This window comes from Methylobacterium sp. E-066 (assembly GCF_022829635.1).
Lineage (GTDB): Bacteria > Pseudomonadota > Alphaproteobacteria > Rhizobiales > Beijerinckiaceae > Methylobacterium.
Genome location: NZ_JAKSYO010000007.1, coordinates 1 through 9,479, shown reverse-complemented (window position 1 = coordinate 9,479; position 9,479 = coordinate 1). Strand labels below are relative to the sequence as shown.

Below are 9,479 nucleotides of genomic sequence, written 5' to 3'. Positions count from 1 at the left end.
GTACGTCCGTCGGCAGAACCGGCTCGATCACCGCCCACTCTGCATCCGTCAGGTCAAACCGCGCCATCCTCGGTCCTCCATTCGAAGAACCAACGACGCCCCGACCAAACCGTGCCACCCGTTATGGGTTCACGACCTAGGCGGACGAGGAATTCGAGCGCTGGCGCGTGGACGGCGGCGATTGGCTCACCGTTGGCGGCCTGCTCTCTTTGGCCATCCGCCTCGGCCTGAACGCCGGGGTCGGCCGGCTGCAGTAGCGGCGCGCATGGAACGCACCGGCACGCAGCTGCGCAAGAACACCCGCACCAGGATCCTGGTGTCGCTCACGTCCGAGCCTTCGATTGCCGCCCAGATCTCAAGCGCGCCGGAATTCCAGGCCCAGATCGGGGACGCGAGGCCAGCCTGATACTTGCTAGCGCTGAAGCGCTAGGGCGCGCAGGTAGGAAAGGATGCGGGAGGGTAGTCGGTCAGCATTTAGCAACCTCCCAAGCTTTTGTTCTGAGGGCACGCATCGCTTTTTCGTTCTCGTGTGTTTCTCATTGGCAATCGCTTAGAACCGATTGAGTTGGGCGAATGGGCGGAGGCAGAAATGCTACGCGGTGGGTTGCTATGGCTGATCGGAATACCGTTGCCAATCATTTTATTGCTGTGGTTCTTCGGTGTTTTTCATTGAACTAGGGTACATACGGACATGTCCTACACCGTCGAAATTACGATTGCTGAGCCTGCCTCATCCGATGAGGAAATAGAAACGCGCATGTATCAACTGTCGGATCCCTACGAGACGGTAGCGAGCGCTAGAGAGGCTGCTGCCGCGCACATCGCCGGTATCGACCTAGAGCCGGCCGTGGTGATCTACAGCGTGTTCGATCGCGAAGGCTTCACGGTCGCCTCCAGTGTCGATGAGTTGGCCGAGGCCGGGTGATGACGACATCCTGGACCAGTGACTTCGGTGGTCCCGACCACTCGAGCCCACAAAAAAGGCCACCCCCGAGGGAGCGGCCCGAAATCTAGGGAGGAAACGTCCAAGAAGGGCTACGAGACCGCGACGCCATCGCTATCCCGCCGAGCAACCGTAACCTGACAATTTTAATAGTTAATCGCGCTAAAGTTGCGCGCCTGTGCGGGAACACGTAGGCGGCGACTGAGCGATTACGCCATTCGGAGGTTGCATTCTGCGAGTCGCTGGGCCTCATCCCGCTATGCGTCCTGCCCGGTCCTCAAGGCTTCAGCGAGGGCGTGAATGTGGTTGTGCTACCTGAGCGGGTGCAGTTCAGCGAACGACAGCTTCGCGGCGATGTGCGGCACCGTGGTGAGCGCTGCGGTGGTAAACCCGTGGTGGGCCGCTCTGAGAGTAGCCCGAGATCGGAACCGCTCCGGCTACCGGACGGGGCGGATTGCTCAGGAGCGCCCCGAATATGCCTCCGGGTCTGTATCCTTGAGCGGCCACGATTCGATTTGCTTCTTCGACGCTCATATCGCAAGCGCTCGTCATGCCCTGGAGCGCGCCGAGGGCCCGCTCATATTCGGGGAGATTGGTGCAACCTGGTGAAGTCCAAGCCCAGGCCGGAACGGGTGCTACTAACCCGGCGACAAGCACGGCAGCCGCTAAGCTCGTCTGGAACTTCACAACCACCTCACGTCCATTCCCCTTGTCTCTCAGAACAGTGGTCAGAGACCTAATGATCCCACCTGCGTCACGCTGTCGAAGTCCGCAGGTCAGGTGAAAGGTGAAGACGTCTCGATGTCGCTGGATTGAAAATGGCACGCCATCGACTTCGAAGGTGATATTCAAACCGTCCGACCGAAGGCTGTCACCGCATAGCTCAGCCCACCTTACGACCCGCTCGGATTCTCGTCTGGCCTGATCGGTCGAAATCGCCCGCTGCCCCCTGGGCCGTTCAAGGATGTCGTGCTGAGCCGTGGCCGAACGATGGCCCCGTCAGAGCGGACCTGACGTGCGTCGGCCTGATAGGCGCACACCTATGTCGGAGCTGGAACCGGTGACGCCAGAGGCTTTCCCTTCTGCACTGTGAACGTGACGAACAGCTTGGTTGCCTCCGGTCCGTTCTTCAACATATGCGGGGTTTCCGCCGCGGTCACCCAGGAGGAGCCGGGCTTGAGCATCTGCGCGTCCTTGCCTTTGACGCGCAACTCACTGCCGCCTCCCACCGTGTAGCCCGCCTCGGTGCCCGGGTGGGTATGCCAGTCCAGTACAAAATCAGGTTCAAGATCGACCACGACTTGAAGGGTCTCGTACCCATCCATTGGTCCGTCGACCCGCGAGGTAATTGTTCGTTTTATCCCGCCTGGCGTTTGCGCGGTTGCGTCATCAGCCACTAATCCGATGGCTGCACAGATCGCACAGCCTGTGAACATCCGCCTGCTTAACATGCGTTTCCTCCCGTAATGCATTCTGCTGCGTCATTAGATCTGGTTGATACTAATTACAACTCGTCTCGCTCGCTTCATAGGTTTACGACAATCTTTGACCGGACGCATATTGCTCCAATCGAGCACAAATCGATCGGATGGAAGACTGTAATCGCGATCATTCTGCTCAGCAACTTACTGAATTATCGGTGAGACAAGTCACGACCCCAGCCACCGGCCGCCTCTTCCGTGACATCGTGCAGAACCACGGGCAGCAGATGGCGTGGATTAGAGCCAACGCACTCGTTAGACATCGCCCGGGAACACCGGTGGTCTTTCGTGCCTTCAGGAGGATACCCCGCAACGACAGCACTCATGGTCGCGCATGATCCGCTCTTCGATCCTCGCCCTCTTGCTCGTTGGGTGCTCAGCGCTGCCCAGTTACGCTGCTGATGCTCAGGTCGGTCCCGACGCGCTCAAGCCGATGCTGCAATCGGACAGCCTGGTCTTCAATGGCTTCACGAAGGCGAAGGATGGCCGACTGTTCTCGCCATTCCAGCGCCAGACGAAGGGCAAGGGCATCGAACTCGGCGAATGGCGCGACGGTAAGCCCGTCGCATTCCCGGACGAGGCGTGGAACGCGTGGAAGCAGGGTGACGACCCGGCCAAGGCCTTCGTGGCGGTCAACGCTATCCGAATCGGGCCTGACGGTGACCTTTGGGTGGTCGACAAGGGCGCACCTGGCATGGGTGAGGCACCCCTCCAAGGTGGCCCGAAACTCGTGCAGATCGACCTTGCCACCAACGCCGTCCGCCGGGTCTACCCGCTGCAGGCGGCGACGACCGAACGGAGCTTCATCGACGATTTCCGGTTCAATGGCCGCAACGTCTACCTGACGGATGCCGGTCAGCCCGGGCTTATCGTGCTCGATCTCGACACGGGAACCTTGAGGCGCGCGCTCGACGGGCATTGGTCGACCATCGCGCAGCGTCCGCTCACCGGCCAGGGCCGCACCTTGCGGGACGACAAGGGCAAGCTCCTGTTCATTCACGCCGATCAGCTCGAAGTTTCCCCTGACGGTAAGACATTCTACTACCAAGCCTGCACCGGCCCCCTCTACAGCATCGAGACGCGCTATCTGGATGATTCCAGCCTGGGCGACGCCGAGCGAGCCAAGCACGTGAAGCTGTTCGCGGCCACCGTGGCGACCGGTGGGACCGCGATCGACGCGGACGGGACGATCTACGCGAGCGACACGGACGGGCTGCGCATCCTCAAGATCGCCCCGGACGGGAGCATGAGCACGCTCTTGGAGGATCCCCGCTTGGTCTGGGTCGACGCGATGTGGATCGACGAGCAGGGCGGCCTCTGGATCCCGGCAGCGCAGATGAACCGGACGCCGACGATGAACGGCGGCGAGGCGTCGGCGGTGAAATTCCCAACTACGATCTATCGGCTGGAGATCGGCGCGAAGCCGCTGCGCAACTGATCACAGCTCGGACCATCGCGCTCAGGCGTGGGCGACCGGCAGCTCGCCGACCTGCGTCGTGTAACGCGGCGTGCGCATCTCGAACTTCGTGCTCCAGTCGCGCCGGGCGACGAGCCCGGCCTGAGCCGGCACCACGGCACCCCGCCCCCAACGCGCGTTGCAGGCGTCCATCGCTGCCATCAGCGGTCCTGACCGCTCCCGGTCCATCGCGCCGATCAGCGCCCGCGGGCTGTGCGACAGCGGGACTAGGTCGTTGGTGACGATGCCGGCCTTGGAGTACCGCCACGGCCGCTCGCCCGGCTCCCGCCAAGTCTTGGCCACCCCGTGCCGTGCCGCCTTGATCAGCGCCAGTGTATCCGAGGTGTGCTCCGCCAGCGTGACCGTGATCGAGACCGAGCGCATCGGCGCGTCCCGGTCATGCTCGCTTGTGTGGTAGAAGACCGTGACGTGGTTGGTGGCCAACCCCTCGCGCCGCAACTTCTCGCCCAGACGCGTCGCGTGCGCTGACACCGCCTCCTCGAGCGTGGCGCGATCCTCGATCCGGCTGGAGAACGAGCGGGTGACCGCACAGCCCTTCCGCCGGGCCGGGACCATTTCCAGCGGCAGACAGGCGAGCCCGCGCAGTTCGTGGATGATGCGCTCGCCCACCACCGTCAGGCCCTTCCTGACGGGACGCGGATCCAGGTCGCGCAGGTCCGCCACGCTCTCGACGCCCATCGCCTCCAGCTTCGCCAGAGACGCCCGGCCGATGCCCCAGACCTCGGCCACGCCGATCCGGCATAGCCAGTGCTCATAGGCCGCCACGTCGGTCAGGTCGCACACGCCCTGCAGCTCGGGCACGGTCTTGGCGATGTGGTTGGCGAGCTTCGCCAGCGTCTTGGTCGGGCCGATGCCGACGCAGGTCGGGATGCCGGTCCAGGCTCGCACGGTGGCGCGCAGATCCCGGGCGAGCTCCACCCGCAGGCCCGGCGCCACGTCCGAAAGGTTCAGGAAACTCTCGTCGATCGAGTAAATTTCGACCTGGGGCGCGAACTGGCGGTAGACCGCGTTCGTGCGTCCAGACATGTCACCGTAGAGCGTGTAGTTCGACGAGAACACCCGCACGCCCTGCCGCCGGCACATGTCCCGGATCTTGAAGTACGGGTCGCCCATCCGGATGCCGAGTGCCTTGGCCTCACTGGTCCGAGCGATGGCGCAGCCGTCGTTGTTCGAGAGCACGATCACCGGCACCGCGGCGAGCTTCGGGTCGAACACGCGCTCGCACGAGCAGTAGAAGCTGTTGCCGTCGATCAGCGCCACGGCGCGACCACCGCCGATCCGATCGCGCTGGCGCAGCGGCGATGCGTTCACGACAGCCGGCCCCGTGCGACATGCCAGCGGATCGAGAAGCGCACCACGCCCCAGATCAAGCCCTCGCCGAGCTCGTCGATCGCGAAGGCCGGCAGGTCCGGGCTGCAGAAGGCGAGCCGGGCGACGTTGCCGTCGATCACCAGGCGCTTGCAGCTCATCTGCCCGTCGATCGCCGCCACCACCACGCTCCCGTGGGACGGCTTGAGGCTGCGGTCGACGCAGGCGAGATCCCGGTCGTAGATCCCGGCCCCCTCCATGGACGAGCCGGCGATCCGCCACAGGAACGTGGCAGGCGGGTTCGGCACCAGCCAGCGCGGCAGCTCCAGCGCTCCCTCCAGGAAGTCGTCCGCCGGGCTGGGGAAGCCCGCGCACAGGGCCTGTCCGATCAGGGGCACACGCACGGCGTCGGCGCTGCCCACCAGCATCTCGTCGACGCGTTGGGCGGGTGCGGCACTCACCGGGCTTCGGCGTCCACAGCCGGTTCGTGCGGCAGGGCATGCATTTCGGCTTCCACCTCTGTTAGAACACAACCGGAACAAACACGACGCGGGAGCGTGGTTCAATGGCTGTGTCGGATCCCGCCGAGATCGCGGTGGGCGAGTGTGGATGGGTTGGAAAAAGCTCAATGCCTCGGAGGCTTTATCGCTTCCATTGCCTGGGTGGCGGTGACGCCGTGTTCGACCGGCATGGGCGCTGGTTGTCGAGCATCCGCGAGGTCCGACGGCACGCCGACCAGGTGGCCTTGGAGCTGATGACCGGTGACGGCTGCCAGGACTGGACGGTGTGGGCGGTCGACGTGCGTGATGCCGCGGGTCGGCCGGTGCTGATGCGCGGGTTCACCTCTGTGAAAGTGGCTGGCAAGCGGGCTTGATCGGCAGGGGCGCGCCATGGCTATGGCGACGCTTGCGATGCAGCCGTCCGGGCTCACGGTGGAGGCAGCCGATGTCACTCCTGACAAGCTGGGCACGACGCAGGCTGAGCCCTCTCGCACGCCTCCTGACGCTATGGCGCCGCCCCACGGCGGTGGCGACGAAGGCCGATGACCTAGTCGCGGTGTATGGGGAGTTTGCCTACAGCGAGGCACGTTCGATCGCCCGGCTCGAGCGAGCCGAGAAGCACCCGCGATAGTATCGGTTCTGGTCCCAGGTCGCCCTAGGTAGGGGACTCATTCAGGTCCATGCGATGACACAGGAAACGAGCGCGACGGCGGCGAGGTAGTTGCAGGCCAAGCGGTCGTAGCGGGTCGCGACGCGCCGCCAGTTCTTGAGATGACCAAACAGGCGCTCGATCCGATTGCGCCGCCGATAGGCGATCCGGCTGTGCTTGTAGGGGACGGTTCGGGTGGCCGTGGACGGGATGGTGGCGATCACCCGGTGGCTCTTGAGCCAATCTCTCAGGCTCTGCGCATCGTAGGCCTTGTCGGCGATCAGGCGCTTGGGCGGCACCACGGCCTGCACCAGAGGCAGCGCCATGCTGATGTCGGCCACGTTGCCGGGCGTCAGGGCGAACGCAACCGGTCGGCCACGACCATCGGCCAAGCAATGGATTTTGCTCGTGAAGCCGCCGCGCGAGCGCCCGATGGCCTGGCTCCAGGCCCCCCTTTTCCGCCCGATGCCGAGCGGTGTGCCTTTACGTGCGTGGCATCGAGCATCAACTCGTTTGGAACAGGACCTGCGGCTGCGATCTTGGCAAACAGCCGCTGCCAGATCCCGCGCTGCGACCACCTGTTGTAGCGGTTGTAGATTGTCGTGTGGGGCCCGTAGGCGGAGGGCGTATCCTGCCAACGGCGGCCGACCTTCAGGACGTGCAGGATGCCGCTGATCACCCGCCGGTCGTCGACCCGAGGCTTGCCGGGTTGGCCGTGCGGCAGGTGCGGCTCGATCCGCGCCCAAGCCTCATCCGAGAGCCAGAACAGCCGTGCCATCGCGATCCTCCTGCGCTGGAAACCTCAAACTCAGGAAGAAAACGCAAGCGAGCGCAGATGGTTGTATGGGTTCCCTACCTAGCCGTCGGCCTCATCGCGCTCATGCTTGCTCGGTGGAGCGGGCTATTCCCGTAGCATCGGCCAGGACGAGGCTTACGGCTGATCCTTATCAAAAGCTGCCCGAGACGGATCGTTACCCCAGCAGCCCAATGACGCTGTTGATCCCCATGCCGAGCGCGAACACCCCTGCGCCGATCCACACGAGGTTGGCGAACACCCCTAGGATGATCACCACGCGTCCGATCCCGTCGCGACCCATCTGCCAGTGACGAGCCACCCACGCTGACATCGCGGCCTCCAAATGCGCTCATGTGTGCCGCGTGAACGCTGATCGATTGCTTGTTGCTCCGGCCGCATCCCCGTTATCCACGACCTCCGCAACGCGCAGCCGGCGACGGTATGAGCCTATGCGACGGCGCCCAACAGCGAGCAGGCGTGAGAGGTGACCAGACGGACTAGATGCGGGCCTGTCGCAAATAGGAATGGGCCGCCGTTCACGGGTCGTTAGCCATACACGCTCAGCTTGCCGCTCCGTCCCCGGAGCTGGTCCATGATCCTGTCCGCCATCGTCGCCAAGCTCAAGCAGCGCGCCAAGGCTGATTTCCGGGGCCGGCACTACGAGGCGGCGCTCATCGTCCAGGCGGTCTCTTGGTACCTGCGCTACCCGCTCAGCTACCGCGACATCGAGGAGATGCTCCTGGAGCGCGGTCTGGAGGTGGACCACTCCACCCTGAACCGATGTCTGCTCGCCTACGCGCCTCTCGTGGAGAAGCGGCTGCGCCAGTTCCGTCGGCCACACTGCGGATCGGTCCGGATCGACGAAACCTACATCAAGGTGCGTGGGCAGTGGCGGTATCTCTACCGCGCCATCGACAAGCATGGCGAGGCGGTCGACTTCCTGCTCACCGCCAACCGGGATCTCATCGCGGCCAAGCGGTTCTTCCGCAAGATGCTCCAGGATCAGCTGCTGCTCGCCCCAGATCGGATTGGTACCGATGGCGCTGGTCCGTACCCCCAGCCATCGCCGAGAGCTGCGCAGAGCGCCTGCTGCCCCGCACGACAGTCCACTACGTCACCAAGCATCTGCAACAGGGGATCGAGAGCGACCACTTCCGGGTCAAGCGAGCGATGCCACGGGTGGGTGGCTTCCGTTCGTTCCACACGGCGCGCCGCACGATCTGCGGCTTCGAGGCCATGCTGTGGCTGCGCAAGGGCTTTGGCTTCTCAGGCGCCTGGACCGTGCGTGAGCAGAACCAGCTGCTGGCCTGCTGCTTTGGACCTCCCGCCGCGAACAAAGCATGAAAGCGGGACGGTAGATGCCCCTTTGTGTCCTACAGCCGGGTTTGCGACACGCCCGATCAGCTCCCATCGAGTGATGGCGATTCCAGCCGATAGAACCTCGAGCGAGTGCGGGCGTAGCCCCTCTCGGGATCGTAGGTCAGGAGTTCGCTGGTCCGGATCTGGCCGTCCCTGAGTAGCGGATGGCGGAGGACGATGCCGACGAGATGGTGGACGGGATACGCGATCACCCGCCACTGCCACAGTCGCGGCGCAACGCGCAGTTCGCCCTCACCCGGGTGCCGCCCACGAGCGATGCGATCGAGGTCATCGGCGATGGCACGGTACTGCCGCGCGGTCTCTGCGAGATGGGGAAAGGGGCCGGGCCCCTGGTTCAGGACAGACATGGACATGCTCCGTCGCTCCGGCACGCGATGTGGCCGGTTCTGGTGTGAGATTCGGTGCTGGTTTTCTGTGGTGGTGGACGCCGAAAGTCGTGGTCGGAGGGGCCGGGGGGAGATGAGGTCTTGGCGACAACCAGTCCGTGTGTTCAGGCCTGCGGATCGTTCGGCGCTTCGAGACGGGATCCGATACGGCGCTTCGTGGCCTCGAACGCGATGCGTCGTCTCAGGATCTCGGCCAGGCCTTCAATGACGACCTCACGGTCGCCGTCGAGGATCGCGCACAGGCCTTCGATGGCCTCGGCCAGCGGCTGCAGGTCGCCGAGATCAGGTTCATCGGGTGGAAGCGCGAACATCACGCCGCCCCCATCTCGAGCGCCGGTACCGGCGTTCCAGCCGGGCTCGCAGGCGCCGGATGATCCAGCATGATCCGGTCGAGGTCCTGAGCCGAGAGGTAGCCGACCTCGGCAAGTTCCGAGGCGATCGCCCGCAGCGCCGTCGTTTGCGTCTCCAGGATAGCGCGGGCCCGCGCGTAAGCCCCCCGCAGCCGATCGACGGCGGTGTCGACGAGACCGCCTGCGAGGAAGAGATGCCGTTCGGCCGG

11 protein-coding genes and 2 pseudogenes are annotated in these 9,479 nt (G+C 64.4%); 5 read left to right on the top strand and 8 right to left on the bottom strand.

Translation table 11 applies throughout. The features are described 5' to 3' along the window. Positions 1 to 265: 265 nt before the first annotated feature. Together MKL20_RS00100 and MKL20_RS00095 are read left to right on the top strand one after the other, a co-directional pair. Positions 266 to 406 (top strand): hypothetical protein, encoded by a 141-nt coding sequence (locus MKL20_RS00100; RefSeq protein ID WP_244034977.1) that lies wholly within the window; start codon positions 266 to 268, stop codon positions 404 to 406. 285 nt (positions 407 to 691) lie between these two features. Then, positions 692 to 925 (top strand): hypothetical protein, encoded by a 234-nt coding sequence (locus MKL20_RS00095; RefSeq protein ID WP_244034976.1) that lies wholly within the window; start codon positions 692 to 694, stop codon positions 923 to 925. A 1,058-nt stretch (positions 926 to 1,983) separates the two neighbouring features. Here MKL20_RS00095 and MKL20_RS00090 read toward each other — a convergent pair. Next, the gene (locus MKL20_RS00090; protein ID WP_244034975.1) at positions 1,984 to 2,268 is read right to left on the bottom strand and encodes a cupin domain-containing protein; all 285 of its coding nucleotides are present in this window, start codon (positions 2,266 to 2,268) and stop codon (positions 1,984 to 1,986) included. Between the two features lie 490 nt (positions 2,269 to 2,758). On the opposite strand from MKL20_RS00090, the gene MKL20_RS00085 reads away from it, so the two are divergent. Further along, positions 2,759 to 3,862, top strand: a complete 1,104-nt coding sequence (locus MKL20_RS00085) for an SMP-30/gluconolactonase/LRE family protein (protein WP_409568079.1) — start codon at positions 2,759 to 2,761, stop codon at positions 3,860 to 3,862. 21 nt (positions 3,863 to 3,883) lie between these two features. Here the strand turns inward: MKL20_RS00085 and MKL20_RS00080 are convergent, their stop codons facing one another. Both MKL20_RS00080 and MKL20_RS00075 read right to left on the bottom strand, forming a co-directional pair. Further along, positions 3,884 to 5,212: a Y-family DNA polymerase gene (locus tag MKL20_RS00080; protein ID WP_244034973.1), complete on the bottom strand. Its 1,329-nt coding sequence runs from the start codon at positions 5,210 to 5,212 to the stop codon at positions 3,884 to 3,886. Beyond that, complete coding sequence (locus MKL20_RS00075) at positions 5,209 to 5,637, bottom strand: LexA family protein (protein ID WP_244034979.1); 429 nt, start codon at positions 5,635 to 5,637, stop codon at positions 5,209 to 5,211. Before MKL20_RS00075 ends, MKL20_RS00080 begins: the two co-directional genes overlap by 4 nt. A 137-nt stretch (positions 5,638 to 5,774) precedes the next feature. Between MKL20_RS00075 and MKL20_RS00070 the strand changes: the two genes are divergently transcribed. Further along, positions 5,775 to 6,083 (top strand): DUF6894 family protein, encoded by a 309-nt coding sequence (locus MKL20_RS00070; protein WP_244034972.1) that lies wholly within the window; start codon positions 5,775 to 5,777, stop codon positions 6,081 to 6,083. 298 nt (positions 6,084 to 6,381) lie between these two features. Here the strand turns inward: MKL20_RS00070 and MKL20_RS00065 are convergent. Together MKL20_RS00065 and MKL20_RS00060 are read right to left on the bottom strand one after the other, a co-directional pair. Continuing rightward, positions 6,382 to 7,136: pseudogene (locus MKL20_RS00065) on the bottom strand (IS5 family transposase). 193 nt (positions 7,137 to 7,329) lie between these two features. After that, on the bottom strand, positions 7,330 to 7,485 hold the full coding sequence (locus MKL20_RS00060; RefSeq protein ID WP_244034971.1) for a hypothetical protein: 156 nt from the start codon (positions 7,483 to 7,485) through the stop codon (positions 7,330 to 7,332). Between the two features lie 261 nt (positions 7,486 to 7,746). On the opposite strand from MKL20_RS00060, the pseudogene MKL20_RS00055 reads away from it, so the two are divergent. Beyond that, a pseudogene (locus MKL20_RS00055) lies at positions 7,747 to 8,498 on the top strand (IS6 family transposase). A gap of 56 nt (positions 8,499 to 8,554) precedes the next feature. Here the strand turns inward: MKL20_RS00055 and MKL20_RS00050 are convergent. The 3 genes from MKL20_RS00050 to MKL20_RS00040 all read right to left on the bottom strand — a co-directional run. After that, positions 8,555 to 8,881 (bottom strand): DUF6634 family protein, encoded by a 327-nt coding sequence (locus MKL20_RS00050; protein ID WP_244034970.1) that lies wholly within the window; start codon positions 8,879 to 8,881, stop codon positions 8,555 to 8,557. Positions 8,882 to 9,024: 143 nt separating this feature from the next. Next, a complete protein-coding gene (locus MKL20_RS00045; protein ID WP_244034978.1) occupies positions 9,025 to 9,231 on the bottom strand; it encodes a hypothetical protein in 207 nt (68 codons plus the stop codon). Continuing rightward, the coding region (locus MKL20_RS00040; protein WP_244034969.1) for a hypothetical protein at positions 9,231 to 9,479 on the bottom strand (249 nt) is incomplete at its 5' end. The genes MKL20_RS00045 and MKL20_RS00040, both read right to left, overlap by 1 nt.

Bases quoted from the DNA above. Each gene is read 5' to 3' on its own strand.
- MKL20_RS00100 (WP_244034977.1), top strand. From the start codon at position 266: ATGGAACGCACCGGCACGCAGCTGCGCAAGAACACCCGCACCAGGATC.
- MKL20_RS00095 (WP_244034976.1), top strand. From the start codon at position 692: ATGTCCTACACCGTCGAAATTACGATTGCTGAGCCTGCCTCATCCGAT.
- MKL20_RS00090 (WP_244034975.1), bottom strand. From the start codon at position 2,268: ATGGATGGGTACGAGACCCTTCAAGTCGTGGTCGATCTTGAACCTGAT.
- MKL20_RS00085 (WP_409568079.1), top strand. From the start codon at position 2,759: ATGATCCGCTCTTCGATCCTCGCCCTCTTGCTCGTTGGGTGCTCAGCG.
- MKL20_RS00075 (WP_244034979.1), bottom strand. From the start codon at position 5,637: ATGCTGGTGGGCAGCGCCGACGCCGTGCGTGTGCCCCTGATCGGACAG.
- MKL20_RS00070 (WP_244034972.1), top strand. From the start codon at position 5,775: ATGGCTGTGTCGGATCCCGCCGAGATCGCGGTGGGCGAGTGTGGATGG.
- MKL20_RS00060 (WP_244034971.1), bottom strand. From the start codon at position 7,485: ATGTCAGCGTGGGTGGCTCGTCACTGGCAGATGGGTCGCGACGGGATC.
- MKL20_RS00050 (WP_244034970.1), bottom strand. From the start codon at position 8,881: ATGTCTGTCCTGAACCAGGGGCCCGGCCCCTTTCCCCATCTCGCAGAG.
- MKL20_RS00045 (WP_244034978.1), bottom strand. From the start codon at position 9,231: ATGTTCGCGCTTCCACCCGATGAACCTGATCTCGGCGACCTGCAGCCG.